This window comes from Mycobacterium sp. E740, assembly GCF_001672895.1.
Classification (GTDB): Bacteria; Actinomycetota; Actinomycetes; order Mycobacteriales; family Mycobacteriaceae; genus Mycobacterium.
Window position 1 is genome coordinate 55,568 of record NZ_LZKP01000172.1, and the last position, 14,233, is coordinate 69,800.

The 14,233-nt window shown below is 63.9% G+C and carries 15 protein-coding genes and 1 pseudogene; 7 read left to right on the forward strand and 9 right to left on the reverse strand.

The window, feature by feature from the left end:
* Positions 1-9: 9 nt before the first annotated feature.
* Positions 10-879: a metal-dependent hydrolase gene (locus A5663_RS16335; protein WP_064403591.1), complete on the forward strand. Its 870-nt coding sequence runs from the start codon at positions 10-12 to the stop codon at positions 877-879.
* A gap of 130 nt (positions 880-1,009) precedes the next feature.
* Here the strand turns inward: A5663_RS16335 and A5663_RS16340 are convergent, their stop codons facing one another.
* The 3 genes and pseudogenes from A5663_RS16340 to A5663_RS16350 all read right to left on the reverse strand — a co-directional run bounded on the left by A5663_RS16340 (position 1,010) and on the right by A5663_RS16350 (position 3,770).
* Positions 1,010-1,900 carry an alpha/beta fold hydrolase gene (locus A5663_RS16340; protein WP_064403592.1) on the reverse strand — a complete coding sequence of 297 codons (891 nt, stop codon included), beginning with the start codon at positions 1,898-1,900 and terminating at the stop codon, positions 1,010-1,012.
* A 58-nt stretch (positions 1,901-1,958) separates the two neighbouring features.
* On the reverse strand, positions 1,959-2,411 hold the full coding sequence (locus tag A5663_RS16345) for a PaaI family thioesterase (RefSeq protein WP_064403593.1): 453 nt from the start codon (positions 2,409-2,411) through the stop codon (positions 1,959-1,961).
* Positions 2,412-2,580: 169 nt separating this feature from the next.
* Positions 2,581-3,770 (reverse strand): annotated as a pseudogene (locus A5663_RS16350) (cytochrome P450).
* Between the two features lie 73 nt (positions 3,771-3,843).
* Between A5663_RS16350 and A5663_RS16355 the strand changes: the two are divergent.
* Together A5663_RS16355 and A5663_RS16360 are read left to right on the forward strand one after the other, a co-directional pair.
* Complete coding sequence (locus tag A5663_RS16355; protein WP_064403595.1) at positions 3,844-4,440, forward strand: TetR/AcrR family transcriptional regulator; 597 nt, start codon at positions 3,844-3,846, stop codon at positions 4,438-4,440.
* On the forward strand, positions 4,437-5,486 hold the full coding sequence (locus A5663_RS16360; RefSeq protein WP_064403596.1) for an LLM class flavin-dependent oxidoreductase: 1,050 nt from the start codon (positions 4,437-4,439) through the stop codon (positions 5,484-5,486). Before A5663_RS16355 ends, A5663_RS16360 begins: the two co-directional genes overlap by 4 nt.
* Before the next feature lie 48 nt (positions 5,487-5,534).
* Here A5663_RS16360 and A5663_RS16365 read toward each other — a convergent pair whose 3' ends face one another.
* From A5663_RS16365 to A5663_RS16375, 3 genes are all read right to left on the reverse strand, one after another.
* Positions 5,535-5,999, reverse strand: coding sequence for a DUF6188 family protein (locus tag A5663_RS16365; protein ID WP_064403597.1), 465 nt, complete (start codon positions 5,997-5,999; stop codon positions 5,535-5,537).
* A gap of 78 nt (positions 6,000-6,077) precedes the next feature.
* Positions 6,078-6,749, reverse strand: a complete 672-nt coding sequence (locus tag A5663_RS16370; protein WP_068151170.1) for a TetR family transcriptional regulator — start codon at positions 6,747-6,749, stop codon at positions 6,078-6,080.
* Positions 6,746-7,261, reverse strand: coding sequence for a PaaI family thioesterase (locus A5663_RS16375; protein ID WP_120271088.1), 516 nt, complete (start codon positions 7,259-7,261; stop codon positions 6,746-6,748). The genes A5663_RS16370 and A5663_RS16375 overlap by 4 nt, the downstream gene beginning before the upstream one ends.
* Before the next feature lie 100 nt (positions 7,262-7,361).
* Between A5663_RS16375 and A5663_RS16380 the strand changes: the two genes are divergently transcribed.
* From A5663_RS16380 to A5663_RS16390, 3 genes are all read left to right on the forward strand, one after another.
* On the forward strand, positions 7,362-8,054 hold the full coding sequence (locus A5663_RS16380; protein WP_013471001.1) for a TetR/AcrR family transcriptional regulator: 693 nt from the start codon (positions 7,362-7,364) through the stop codon (positions 8,052-8,054).
* A 478-nt stretch (positions 8,055-8,532) separates the two neighbouring features.
* Positions 8,533-8,880 carry a DUF1508 domain-containing protein gene (locus tag A5663_RS16385; protein ID WP_231744957.1) on the forward strand — a complete coding sequence of 116 codons (348 nt, stop codon included), beginning with the start codon at positions 8,533-8,535 and terminating at the stop codon, positions 8,878-8,880.
* A 9-nt stretch (positions 8,881-8,889) separates the two neighbouring features.
* Positions 8,890-9,768 (forward strand): TIGR02391 family protein, encoded by an 879-nt coding sequence (locus A5663_RS16390; RefSeq protein ID WP_082974191.1) that lies wholly within the window; start codon positions 8,890-8,892, stop codon positions 9,766-9,768.
* Between the two features lie 69 nt (positions 9,769-9,837).
* Here the strand turns inward: A5663_RS16390 and A5663_RS16395 are convergent, their stop codons facing one another.
* From A5663_RS16395 to A5663_RS16405, 3 genes are all read right to left on the reverse strand, one after another.
* Entirely contained in the window at positions 9,838-11,148 is a 1,311-nt protein-coding gene (locus tag A5663_RS16395; protein ID WP_067215230.1) for a hypothetical protein, read from the reverse strand.
* Positions 11,149-11,276: 128 nt separating this feature from the next.
* Positions 11,277-11,609, reverse strand: a complete 333-nt coding sequence (locus tag A5663_RS16400; protein WP_064403599.1) for a helix-turn-helix transcriptional regulator — start codon at positions 11,607-11,609, stop codon at positions 11,277-11,279.
* On the reverse strand, positions 11,599-12,720 hold the full coding sequence (locus tag A5663_RS16405; protein ID WP_030133894.1) for a tyrosine-type recombinase/integrase: 1,122 nt from the start codon (positions 12,718-12,720) through the stop codon (positions 11,599-11,601). The genes A5663_RS16400 and A5663_RS16405 overlap by 11 nt, the downstream gene beginning before the upstream one ends.
* Before the next feature lie 262 nt (positions 12,721-12,982).
* On the opposite strand from A5663_RS16405, the gene A5663_RS16410 reads away from it, so the two are divergent.
* Positions 12,983-14,218, forward strand: a complete 1,236-nt coding sequence (locus A5663_RS16410; RefSeq protein ID WP_068151177.1) for a hypothetical protein — start codon at positions 12,983-12,985, stop codon at positions 14,216-14,218.
* Positions 14,219-14,233 lie beyond the last annotated feature (15 nt).

The window sequence follows — 14,233 nt, forward strand, 5'->3', positions numbered from 1 at the left end:
GAGAACAACATGAGCGACGATTCGTTCACTCGGCCCACCACGAGGGTCGTCCCGAAGCCCCGCCGTGTTCGATTCGACATGCCTGCTGGGACCAGTCGGCAGCACTTCGTCGATGGCGACTTGGTGATGAGCCACTTTGTGTCCACCTTGTCGGCCACGTTCCCCGAAGGCGAAGACTTCTTCATCCGGTCAGTCCGCGAGTATCGGGACCACATCAGCGACGCTGACCTCAAGGAGGCGGTCAAGGGATTCATTGCACAAGAGGCCACGCACCGACACCAGCATCGGCTGCTCAACGATCGGCTCCAAGCGATGGGCTATCCCACCGAGGGGATCGATCGCCATATCAAGAAGTTGGTTGGCCGACTTGAGAAGCGTTTTTCTCCCAAGATGCGCCTGGCTGTGACGGCCGCCCTCGAGCACTACACAGCGACATTCGCCGAGATCATTCTCACCAGCGACGAAGCTCAAGAATTGATCGGCGACACCGAAGTGCGGCCTATTCTGCTCTGGCACGCACTGGAAGAATGCGAGCACAAGGCCGTCGCTTTCGATGTCTACGAGACGGTCGGTGGAAGCGAACGCACCAGGGTCTGGGGGATGCGGATCGCCAGCCTCCTCTTGTTCAGCGAGTTGGTCATCCAGACCACCCGCTCTCTGGCCGGTGACCGTGCCGCCTACAACCCGGTGCGGTTGCTGCGCAGCCTTCGAGGTTTCCGTCATAACCCGCTATTCAGCCCAGCAGCAATTGAGCGCTTTCGTTCCTACACCCGCGCCGGATTTCATCCCGACGACTGGGACAGCGCAGAAATCCTCGAACGCTGGACCAAGGAACTCTTCGACGCCGATGGTGGCCAACAAATGCGTAGTAACGTCTAGCTCGACCAGAGCCCGTCGCGGTCAAAGTCGGCCTAAGCGAAGAACAATTCATGGGCTTCGCTCCGCGCGCAGTGAAGTCAAGCCCAGTCCTTTCTACTGGCCGCTCGATGGTGCTCGATCACGTCGCGACCTACAGGAAGCTCCGGCCGAGGAACTCGGTGACGGCGGAGCCGAAGGCGTCGTTGTCGTCGCCGGCGATCATGTGTCCGGTGCCGGATACGTCGACGGTCTCGGCGTGGGGAACCAGTTGCTTGAACTCGTCGACGGTGGCTTGGGAGACCACGTCGGACAACAGACCCCTTACGAGAAGTGTTGGGGCGCTGACCCGTCGGGCTCCGTCGATCAGCAGGCGGCTGATTGCGTCGAATTGCTCCGTTCCCGTGGTCGATTCGTCGCGGAGGAAGTCGAAGTTGGAGTGAATGAATGCCGGGTCCCACCGCCAGATCCAGCGGCCGTCGTGACGCTGCCGTAGCACCTTGCGCAGGCCGTCGACGTTGGCCGGGCGCGAGCGATGGGGGTTGTACGCGGCGATCACCTCGGCGGCGTCGGAGAGGGTGCCAAAGCCATCGGGATGTGCGGCCATGAACGTCACCACGCGACGAGCGCCCTGGAATTCAAGCCGCGGGGTGACGTCGACCAGGACGACCGCCGTCCACGACGCCCCGGATGTCAACAGATGCGTGCCGAGCACGGTCATGCCCCCAAGGGATGCACCTACGACGGCAGGGGCGGTATCGGCGCTGAAGTGCTCACGCACGGCGAGGAGATCGGTCGCGAGTCGCTCGATGTCGTACCTGCCGGCTGGGTCCCAGTCGCTGTCGCCGTGACCGCGGGTGTCGTAGGCGACGACTGTGTATCCGCATGCGTGGAGACGACGCGCTGAAGTGCTCCACGCGTGCCGGTTCTGGCCGCCGCCGTGCAGGAGCAGCACGACGGGACGGGCGTCATCGTGGTCGTAGCAGTCGGCGGCCAGGGTGATCCCGTCCTGGGTTCGGACCCGATGCTGCACGGCGGAGGTCATGACACCTTCCTGGCGAGATCGGAGTCCGCCCGAAGCGTGCGACCGGCTACAAGCGCCTTCATTGTGCGTTGCCCGCGGCGTTCACGATCGTGACCGTGCCCTGGGCTACGCAGACGGCTTTGTCGCCGTTGCTAATGTCGATGCGCGCTACTCCACTGCGATTGCCCAGCGACACGATGTCGGTGACGGCGACACACACACCGGTGGACACGGGTCGCAGCAGGTTCAGCTTGAATTCGGTGGTGGCGACCCATGATCCGGCCGGAATGACGGGGTAGAACACGACTCCGAGACAGTGGTCGACCATCGCCGATAGACATCCGCCGTGCAGGGTGCCGAAGGGTGTGAGCAGTTCGGCACGGGTTTCCATCTCTGCCACCAGCCGACCGGCGGCGAGTTCGGTGTGCCGAAAGCTCAGAAACGTCGACAGTCCACCCGCTGTGTTCGCCGATCTGAGCAGCTGGTCGGCGATCTGCTCATCGAAGTGCGCGAATGTCACTGCCACCACCATGCCCCTGCCTCCTGTCCGGTCATGGGTCGATCACCGTTCGAGCCCGCGAATCGTTGAGCATGTCGCCGAATGCGCCGAGGTCGCCGTGCGCGCGGAGTGCTCGACATCGACGGCGATGAACCTGGCCGCGCGGTGAAGCACACGACGCGTCGTCGAAGAGGGGCACGGGCTAGACCGGCGTGGTCCAAGTGATGGGCAGCGATGTGTAGCCGCGGATCGGTCCGGACCGCAGCCGCCGCGCCGATTCAAGATCGACCTCCCAGTCAGGCACCTTGTCCAACAAAGCATCCAGAGCGATGCGGGCCTCCATCCGCGCCAGTGCCGCACCCAGACAGAAGTGGATGCCGCGACCGAAGGCGACCTGGTGCTCACTGGTGCGCTCGATGTCGAACACGTCAGGATCAGGGAAGGCACGCTCGTCGCGGTTGGCCGACCCGAACAACAGCAGCACCTTCTCACCTTGACGCATCGTCGTGTCATGCAGGATGACGTCGCGGGTCAGGGTTCGTGAAAGTCCCTGTGCCGGTGAGTCGTAGCGCAGCAACTCCTCGACTGCCGGCCCCAACAGTGTTCGATCGGCGGCCAGGCGTCGGCGGGTCTGCCGATGCTGGGCCAGTACGACCGCGGAGTTCCCCAGCAGATTGGTGGTGGTCTCGTAGCCCGCGACGAGCAGCAGCGCGCAGAAGCCGAGGACTTCCTCGTCGGTCAGTCCGATCCCGTCGACGGTGGCGTTGGCCAACGCCGACATCAGGTCCTCGCGGGGGTTTTTGCGGCGGTCGGCGAGGAAGTCGGTGAAGTAGGCGTAGATCGAGGTGGCGGCGGTCAGTGCGTCGGTGGTTTGTCCGTGGTTGACGTCGACCTGGACCAGTTGGCTCGACCACAATCGGAACTGATCACGATCGGTGGCGGGAACGCCCAGCAGATCGGCGATCACCGCGGCGGGCAGGATCGCGGCGAAGTCGGTCACGAAGTCCGCCGATCCGGAGCCCTCGTCGAGGCGCTCGAACAACTCCGCGGCCATCTGTGTGATGGCGCCCTGCAGCCCGGCCACCCGCCGGGGGGTGAACGCCCGGCTCACCAGGGCACGCAACTGGTCGTGGCGCGGAGGGTCCATCGCGATCATCATCGGCAGGAACGAGCCGATGAAGTCCGATCCCGGCGGGGTGTGCCGTCCACCGAGGAGTACGTGCCGTGATCCAGTGCTGCGGCCTGGACGTCGCCGTGCCGGCTCAACACCCAGGTATGGGACTCCTCGGCGCGGTACACCGGAGCCGTGTCACGCAACGACCGATACGTCGGATAGGGGTCGTTGAGGATCGAGGCGTCGAACGGGTCGTAACGAATCTGCACCGAGACCACCAAGACCTCCGACCACCAAAGTAACGACGGTTTAGACTCGCAGTCTAAACCGGCCGACCGGGACAGGGGGGCAATGCGCAAGATTCCACGTCAGATCTCTGACCGGCTTCCCGCCGCGGCGGACTTGTTCGCCGAGAAGGGGCTCAACGACTCCAAGATCGAAGACGTCGCCGCGGTGACCGGTGTGCCGAAAGCGACGCTGTACTACTACTTCGCCGGCAAAGAGGACATCCTTGCCTTCCTGCTCGAAGACCTCCTCAAGGACATCTCCGATGCCGTGACCGCGATCGTGCACACCGACGGCACCGGTGCCGAACGCCTCGAACTCGTCATCCGCGCACAACTGCGGGCAATGGCGCAGCGGCCAGCGGTATGCCGTGCACTCATCGGCGAACTGGGACGAGCGGCCCGCATGCCGGCCATCGCCGAGATGATCAATACCGCCTACCAACAACCCGTCGAAACTCTGCTCATCGAAGGGGCCCGCGACGGATCCCTCGTCGCTCAGCCCGATGCACGATCGACGTCCATTGCGCTGTTCGGCGCGGTCACCATCAATGCACTCATGTACCTGGTCACCGAGAACCACCTCGACGAGACGGTGGTCGCCAGCACCCTCAGCGCCGTCATGTTCGACGGCCTGCGCCCGCGCACAGGAGACCAGTCATGAGCACCTACGGCCTGTCGGTTCTCGGCGGGGATCTGAAGTCACTGGCCCAAACCGCCCAGGCCGCTGATGCGGCCGGGTTCGACGCCGTATGGGCCTCCGAGTTCTACTCTCGGTCCGGATCGATCTCCATGGCCGCGATGGCCAACAGCACACAGAACTGTCGGATCGGTTCCTCCATTCTCTACGGCGTCGGCCGAAGCCCCCTGGTGCTGGCCACCGAGGCACGCGACCTCGACGAACTCTCCAACGGACGACTGGTACTCGGCATCGGCAACGGCACCAAACGGATGATGGGCGACTGGCACGGCGTGCCCGACACCTCCGCACCCGCCCTGCGGATGGAAGAACTCGTGATGCTGCTGCGCCGGATATGGAACCTGCATGAAGGCCCGATCCATCACGAGGGCCGTTTCTACAGAATGAATCTCACCCCGACCGGCGACATGGGACCCTCCAGCCGGCCGATCCCGATCGTCACTGCCGGTGTCCGGCCCCGGATGTGCGAGGCGGCCGGGCGGGTGGCCGACGGCCTGGCCGGACATCCGCTGTTCACAACCACCTACGTCGAGGAGATCGTCCGGCCCGCTATCGCCAGGGGTGCCGCGCACACCGGCCGCGACCCCAATGACGTGGAAATCATTTCCATGGTGATGTGCGCCATCCACGACGACACCGAGGTCGCCAGGCGCGAACTGGCGCAGCAGATTGCGTTCTACTCCTCGGTCAAATCCTACGAGACGGTACTCGATGTGAACGGCTTCGCCAGCGAAGGCCGAACCATCCGAGAAGCATTCGCCCAGCGCGATTTCCCGGCGATGTTCGCCGCGGTGTCCGAGGAGATGATCGACACCATGGGTGTCGCCGGGACGGCACACGAGGTCCGTGAACAACTGAGACGCTACGAAGGCGTCCTCGACCACATCATGCTGTATTCACCATCGGTCGGCATCGCTGCGGAACGCGTGCAGCAAAACTTCGCCAGCATCATCCGGGAATGCTCGCCCGCCTCGATGTCGCCAGGGCGGTCCTGTCCACGTTCAACCTGATCCACGTATTGCCGCCCAAGTCGACCCGTCGCCGCGTCCGCGGCCGCATCAGTGGGTCTGCCGCGCCGACCCCGCCGATGATTGCGTGGCGCTGTTGACGATGTTGGCGTCGTCGGTGTCGGGGAGGTCATGGCGGACCACGCGTACCCGTCCTTGAGGTAGGCAGGCCATGTAGCCGTGGCGCATACCATACAACTCCCACGCTGTCTGTTCAGCGTCGGGATCGACATCGATGCGATGTCCGCGCGAGAAGCTCAGGTGTAGTCCTCCATCGTCGCTGGAACAGGCCTGGGTGCACACTGCGCCGGCGAGGTTCAGCAGTGGGCGTTCGTGGGTCGCGATCCTGAGGGGGTCAATACGCACCGCCTCGATGGGGTAGGTGCCGACGGCAGGAAGGGTCAATAGCAGGGGGCAGGAGATGACGATTTCGTTGTAGTCATCGAAATCCAGAACCAGGCCGCCATGCAGCGAGAGGCGTTGTACAACAAGGTTTTCGATCCATTGGGTGTACATGGCAGTCTCTTTTCGACGCATCGTTGAGCCGTATCCCCAAAGAGTACGCTAAGTAGCGCTGCGATATCAGTAGTATCGTTATCGGTTGGCGGTGGGCCTAGCAGCGCTGGTCACGACGCGCCTGGTGGCTCGGTCAATGCGGTCGCGGGTGTCGGCGGCTGTCGCGCGGTGGCCGCTGAAGGCCACGAGGTTGGCCAACCAGATGTCGGAGATGACCCCAGCGACGTGCAGATCGGTAGGGGTGGGCTCGCCGCCCCTGAGCGTGCGGGCCAGCAGGATCTGGATCTCATCGGCCGCGCGGTCGAGTTCCGCGGCGGCGCGGGTGTCTGCGACGGCGAAGGCCCGTGTCATGGCCGTCGTCAGCCATGGGTCGCGCTGCCAGCGGTCATGCAGATGTGAGGTGAGCCGTTCGAGCCGTTCCAGCGGTGTGCCCTCACCACTCGCCCAGTCGCCGGCCGAGTCGAGTCGACGGAACTCGCGCGTCAGCGCTGCTACCAGCAAGTGGGTTTTCGCCGGGAAATAGCGGTAAAGCGTGCCGACGGCGATGCCGACCCGCTCGGCAACCGTCCGCATCTGAACCGCTTCGTAACCACCCGACGCAGCCACGGCCAAAGCTGCATCCAGAATCGTTTCCCGGCGCCGTGCGGAGGCGCGCGAGCGCGACGCGCTAGCGGTCCGCTTCTCTCCAGCGAACGAGTTCGCTTCCGAGCGTCGGGTTTTGCCGTGGCTGCGAGCCTGAGGGAAAGTCATGATGGCCCCGGGTCGAAACTGCCGCGGCGCGAGAACTGTTCCAGAAGATCGCCGAAAGCGCTGACATCGCCGTGTGCGGCGAAGTGTTCGGGCCTGACTGCGACGAACACTGCATTGGCGGTGAAGCGGGTGATCCCACGCTCACCAGTGCCTGTCGCCGTGACGTGCAGCGCCCGTCCTTCACGAGAGGTGATGTGGGCAGTAATCCGGTGGGGCTGATGCAGGGGCACCGGCCGCAGATACTCCACCGTCAGGCTGCGAGTCACCGCCGGGGTGCCGGCGACCCACAATGTGAAGCCCAAGACGTCATCGCACGCGGCCGCCACGGCTCCGCCATGGGCCAGGCCTGGAGCCCCGATGTGGCGCTCGTCGAAAGTCACATCGGAGTACACCGCGTCGCCGCTGCGGTGCACCACCAAACGCAGTCGGTGGGGATTGTCCGGGCCGCAACCCATGCACGTCGTTGTGTGCGAAGGTAACCGCTCCGGCAGCGATGCGCTTCCTGGCACCATCACGCTCCAATACTGTCGGTTTCGCTTCGATACCGTTAGTACCACACTGCTAGACTGCCAGGACAACATCGCGTGAAAATCGACCGCCCGAGGTGAATGAGTGAGCAACAGTCAGTCAGCGCCAGTCCCTGACGATGACGTGGACCCGCGGCGCATCCGGTCACGCACCCGGCTGCTGGATGCTGCGGCAACGCTACTGAGCACCGGTGGGGTGGAAGCGGTCACTATCGATGCCGTCACCAAAGCATCCAAAGTGGCCCGAACCACGCTGTACCGCCACTTCCACAGTTCGTCGCATCTGCTCGCAGCCACGTTCGAACGCCTACTTCCGCAAGTGACCACTCCGGCACCGACCAGCGGACCCCTCCGTGAGCAGCTGATCGAATTGCTCAGCCGCCAAGCCGCACTCTTCAACGACGCACCGCTGCATGTCACGACACTCGCGTGGCTCTCATTGGGGCCCACCGGCTCCACTAACGAAGCGGATGAGCGCCACACATCCGGGGCGCTACGGGCCCGAGTCGTTGACCAGTACCGTCAACCATTTGACGCCATACTCACCAGCCCGAGAGCACAAGCCGAACTCGACGACTTCGACCGGGAACTGGCGCTCTGCCAACTCGTCGGACCACTCGCCTTCGCCCGAATGACCGGGCTTCGCACCATCACTCACAATGACTGCGCGAACATCGTCGATGACTTCCTCGCCGCCCACCGCAAGACCGATAGCGACGCCAAAGAGTCGAAGATCGCCACCAAGAAGACGGGCCGCCCCGCGCGCTTAGCTCGCTAGGCACAACGAAATCACAGCGTCCAGCCGGCTGGTCTTCGGGCCCTTTTCGCCTTCTCGCAAATCGCGTCGGCGATGGCATCGAAGGACCGTTCGTCGCCATCATCGGCGAGGCCGTGCGCGCAGATTCCATGGGCATCCGCGTGACGATTCGTGCCGGCAAAGTGAGTGCACCACCTCAGTGTTCGGACCGCCGTTTCCCGCGTTGAGAACTCTTCCCCCTACGTCCGTGAGGTGTCTCGCGGGCAACCCCTCGCATCCGCGGTCTCGCAATCCTTGGGACGCGGGGTGTCTGCGCCGCGGATCTTTATCCGGATATCGTCCGTCGTTAAGTGATCGTGCTTATTGGCAGAGGGGTCGAATTCCGAGTGGGGTGAATGCCCAAATCAGAGGTCTGTTCGAGGGCGAGTTTGTTCGCTGCGTCGCAAGCGCTGGCTGTCGGTGTCTCTTGATAAGACTGTTGCGAGCTGACTGCGTACCTGTGGTCAACAGGCAGGAGGATCCGATGTACTTCAAGGTCACGGTCACTGGTGACGCCAACCGCTATCCCACGTGGGCCTTGTACGGCGACAACCATGAGATGGTCGCCTGGGCAGGCGAAGGCTTCGAATCGCAAGCCAACGCCACCAGAGCGGCAAATGCCTTCAAGTCCGGCGGGTCCGCAGCACGGTATGAGACATTCCAGGACGTCGGCGGAAGCTGGCGGTGGCGCGCATGGCGGTCGAGTGACAAAGTTGCCGCCTCAGGTGAGTCGTTCGCCAGCTCTTACAACGCGGAGCGCGCCGCCGAGAACGTGCGGGCGAACGCGCCGTATGCGACTGGGCCCTGAGCTGCGTACATGGGTGACAATGACGATCTGAAGTTGAATCCACGGTTCCTGCGGCGAGCAGCGGAACAGGTGCGCGACTTTGAGCGGGCGTTCAGCGCCCTGCTCGAGCTGTGTCAGTTCACCGCTGGGCTTCGGGCGATGGCTGGTCCCGACCTGCCTGACGAGGTACTTGCCGGCTACGCCAGTCTGCCCGCCGTGACACCGAGATCTGATGTGTCAGACGACGAATGGGTGGCGGCGAAGGGCCGCTGCTCACGGACAGCTGGCCGTATTGCGCATCTTCCCGACATCACCGGTGTGCGGATATCCCGCCCGGGATTCGGCGGTCCGGTTAACCCGTTCGAGATGTGGATAACTGTCACCCAGCCGCACTCGCTCGTACAGCCGGACGACATCCTCGCCGCGTCCGAACACACCATCGGCATCCTTGAATCGATGGTCGACCGTGTCGATGTCACCGGCGACATCAGCATCGAGGATATGCACCCTTTGGTCTGGGGCGCGGCTCGAGGCCAATGGCGCATCGAGTTGTACCGCGAAGCGGTGTCATCCGCCGTGGGCGCTGTCATCGACCACGTCCGCCAGCTCACCCGAAGGACTGACCTCGACGACAAGGACGTTTTCACGCAGGCCTTCTCGCAGAGTCCACCCAAGGCTGGTGCTCCGCGATTGCGCTGGCTCGGAGGTAATCAAGACCAGACCGTCATATCGATGAACCGCGGCTTGTTGAGTTTCTCGACGGGCGTCCATGCTGCGATCCGAAACCCAACCACCCACGACCGGACGCAGCTATCGGCGCAGGAGGCCGCCGAGAGGCTCGCCGCTTTAAGCCTTCTGGCGACTTGGGTGGAGAAGTGCAGGCTCGACAGCGTCGACGCCACGCAGTGAACAATCACTCGCGAGAACTCAAGCGCTGGAACCGCCGCCGCGAAATCCATCTGAGGCACAGCGATACGGTCAGCGGGCTCTTTCGGCGATGTAGGCGGTCCAGTCGCGGGCAGCAAGTCTGGCCCAGTCGGCGGCGTTTTTGTCGGTGAGCCCGAGCAGTTCGGCCAGGACTGGTGCGGGCATGTCGCCGGAGAGGTGGAAGAGGGTCGCTTTGCGGTTCTCGTAGGGCTTGATCCCGATGGCGACGAGCTGGGAGCGGATGTTCTCGGTGGCGAGGTGCGCTGCAGGGTTGCCGCCGGGGAACAGCCAGCCGGTTCCGCGTGAGGCGTAGAGGCTTTTGCCGCGGTGCTCGAGGTGCTCACGGATGAGGTCGTCGAGGAGCGGCGGCATCTGGACTGGAATCTTGCTGAAGGTGACGTGCACGGCCCGGTCGTCGGTGATCGCGACCTGACTGGTGCGCATGGCGACGATGCGTGAAAGCGGCTGTGCGAACAGCAATGTGAGCAGGCCCGCAATTCGTGTATAACGGCGCACGGTCGTGTCGTGCAGCAGACGCTCTACGGCCGCCCACCGCTGCGTATCGGAGACGGTTACTGAGGGCGGTGACTGCGGGACGTCGGGGACTCGGAGTTTGGTGTTGGTGCGGGATTGGCGTAGCCAGACGATGAAGGCGTACTCATGGTTCAGCATCCTGCCGACGTGTTCTTGGTAGCGCTCCAACAGATCCTGGGTCGCGGTCGCCGCACTGGCGTCATGGCGGGCGAGGAAGCCCACGAACTCGATCGCGACGCGGATGCGCCGTCGACACGCATCGGCCATCGACTTGGTCAACCGGTCTTCACGGGCGGCCTTGCGCATTCCTCGCAGCACCTGCCAGTGCGCGAATCGGCGAATCAAGGCGGCGTCCTCGGCGGGCAGTTCGGCGACGATGTCTTCGATCCAGGGCAGCATCCGTTCGATGCGGATGTCGAACGGTTCCAGGACACCGACCGCGACGAGAAGACTGCGAAGGTAGTCGTGGGCACGATCCGAGGGCAGGGTGCGGAAGGTGTCGTGGCTGATGTCGACCGCGCCGCAAGCCATCTGCCCGAGAAGTTGGGGGCCGATGCCAGGTTTCTTGCGCAGCCACCACAGCCCTGTTTGTGGGCGTTCGGAGTTCACCAGCTCGTCGAAGACCGGCCGCAATTGGCGGTGAATCTGGCCGGTCGTCGGGTCGGCGAGCAAGTCGCTGAGGCGTTCACGCAGGAAGCATCGCGCGCACCGATTGTGCCCGTAGGGATGGTCTTCGCGCCCGCATTCGCGGCACCCGAAGATCGACTCGACACCGGCACATGACGCGCACACCACCGTCTCGCCGCGTCGCCATGCCAGCGGCCGCACGACATGGCAGCCCGGACAGGTTTCGGGGTGGTAGTGCCGCCTGCGACGGCAGCCGACACAAATGCGACACCCATGCGTCAGCCGGGTCAGGTAGTTGGTGCTTGCGCACTCCCAGCAGGCTCGTCGATTCACTCGTTGTCGCCGGGGCGGCGGATCCTGGCGCGGATCGGCCGCAGGTCGCCGATCCCGGGCCCGCTGTCGTTGACTGCGGGTGCCTCGCGGATCTGTTCTTGGGCGAGCTCGAACAGATCGTTGGGGGTGCACGCCAGGATGTCGCACAGCGCCGCCAGCAGGTCGAGATTGATGCGCTGTGGAGGCTTGGTAGCGATCCGGTGAACCATCTGTCGGGAGATCTCCACGCCACGTTCGTGCAGCGGTGCGACGAGGTCGGTGGTGGCGAACATGCCGTTCTCGGCCATCAGGCGGCGCAGGTTCCACCGGAGGACGGTTCTAGTGCTCATCCTGGCTCCCTTCAGTCGTCGCGGATCCGTAGACGCGGCGCAGCGCCGCCTGCAACGTTTTGGTCTTGAAGTCGTTGGACACCGAGGTGTAAATCGCGGTGGTCGAGGCGTAAGAATGTCCGACCTGCTCGGTAACGAACCGTTCCGGGTAACCGAACTCGATCAGGTGGGTCACATAGGAGTGCCGCAGGCAGTGCAGGGTGAGGTCTTGAGGCAGACCGGCCTGCGCCCGCAAGTAGGCGAATCGCTTGTCCATTTGCTTGGTCGCCACCCGCTGCCGACGCTCAGTCAGCCACAACTCTTGACGGCTGCCGGGACTCAGAAGCGGCCGGGCTTGATCGACCCATTGGCGCAGTCCGTCGATCACCCAGTCGAACTCGGGAACGGCCAGCACCGTGCGACGCCGAGGGGCGCTGCCGCGGCTGGACTTGGCATACCGGACGTGGACGGCGCCGAACGTTCCCCACGCCGGCATCCGCGGGTTGGGACGCAGGTCGGCCACGTCGAGGTAGCACAGCTCTCGACGGCGTAACCCGAAGGCGTAGGCCGTCTTGATCATCTGCGCGTCGCGCAACGCCGCCAACGCGCCTTTGCGACCCGAACGCGCAATGATGTCCACTCGATCGGCAAGGAACGCGAACAACGTTTCCACCTCGTCGTAGGTGAACGGCCGGCGGGCGGGCTTGCCCTCGTATTCGACCAGATGCGCCGCGGTGTTGAAGTCATGGCAGACCTGCGACGGGATCCTTTCGAACCGCTGCTCGCACTGCGAGATCCAGCCATAACGGCCATCGAGTAGGTAGTCACAAAACAACCGCAGCGTCATGTGGTAGCCGCGAATTGTCGAGGGCGCCTTGCGGTTGTTTCCCGACATCAGAGCCGCCGTGAAGTCCTCGACATCGCCGGCCGTCCAATCCCACGGATGCGTCTCGGCGAACGCAGCGAACCGTCGCACGAACGCCAATCGCGATTCGATCGTGGCCTCGGCAAGCAGCCGGGACTTCTGCTGGCGTCGCCACCCCGACAGCATCGCTTCAAAGACCGCGGACGGTTCATCAAGATGGACCACGCCCGCGGCGAGAACGAGGTGCGCCGAACCTGGAACGCTCAACTGAAGGCCTCCAGACGGTCAACTCACAGTTGTCAATGTCAACGGCAAGTTACCACGATCTGGGCCGAAATCGCTCATCAGCACAAACGGGAAATGGTTCAATGGCGGCTTGGCGGCTCTCGCCCCAAGCGCCACCCGCGTGCGTCAACTTTAAGTTGATTGGCGATCTTCTGGCCCGGAGTGCAAGAGGTGTGTGGATCCGACTTTGAGCAGGGACTTGATGTGATGCGGCAGCGCCGAGGTGCATTGACCCTGCGGCAACGTGGCAGAGGATGAGGCGATGAGCGCCCGCGAGTTCCGCGACGACGACACCGGCTACATGGAGTGGCTCAGCGAGCACCCCGCTGGCTACGTGATCAACATCAGGCGTAATCACAGCCCGACCGACGCGCGCGTTCACCGTGCCGGCTGCTCGACGATCAGCGTCCGGCAGCAGGGCGGCAAGGGATCATGGACTGACCAATACGTGAAAGTCTGTGCGGAGCACGTGATCGGGATCGAACAGTGGGCGGCCGAACACGTAGGAGTGCCGATCTCGAGGTGCAGGGCGTGCCGTCCTGGCCAAGACGTGCCTCCGCGTGTCCTCGGCACGGAGACAGAGACCGCAGCTTCGAGCTCTGATCACGCAGCCCGCTTTGAGATCCACGGACCGGACGGTGAGGTCGTCCAGGCGTGGGCCGACGACTACATCCGATTCGAGCGCCAACATCGGCCTGACTGGCAGGAGCGCTTGCGTTCGGCTATCAAGTCCCGTTGCAGGCAACTGGCGCCTGCAGGGGGACAGGTGCTACATGCCACATTCTTTGGCGAGAAGGACGACAGGGCAGACGTCGAAAACGTCGTGCTCTACGGCATCGACTCCTTCGCAGTGGCTGGCGCCAACGGAATCCGCTTCGAACTCGCTGGTGCCGCCACACCAGCTCCGGATGGTGCCGTGTATCCGTTTGGGTACCGCTACGCACTTCGGTCGCGGTCTTGCAGCTTCGACGGTTGGCAGGAGGGTCGGCAGCTCGCAGCGTTCGGCTGGACGGACCTGGGCGCGTTCGCCGGCGAAAAGCTGGCAGCACAGGTGTGGTTAGCGGTTGCCCGCGGACAGGTCAAGGTGGCTGAGTCCGTCTGCGATCGAGGGACGGCTTTCGCGGTCAAGGTCGAGGTGCGACCTCCGCGTAGGCATCGGCGCGTGTTAGGCAATCTGGTCAAGGGGGTCGTGGACGGTGTGGTCGCTGCATTCCAGGCCCACACTGACACGACGATCGTGCACGAGGTCGCATCGCGGCTCGCAATGAGTCTCGCAGCCGACCCCGCAGACATAGAACGCCACCTGCTTGATCAACGCCGCGCTGTGCTCGGCTCGGTGCCGCGACTCGTCCGCTTGTCTAACGACGGTGTCGTTTGGGCACCTGCCGACGAGTTCTGCGTCGCCGGCGAGCTACTCCGGGTTGAACCGATAGATGAGCACTGGTCGATTCGGGGCGAGGTCGTCGAAGTCTCCCGCTGACATACGGTGCGATGC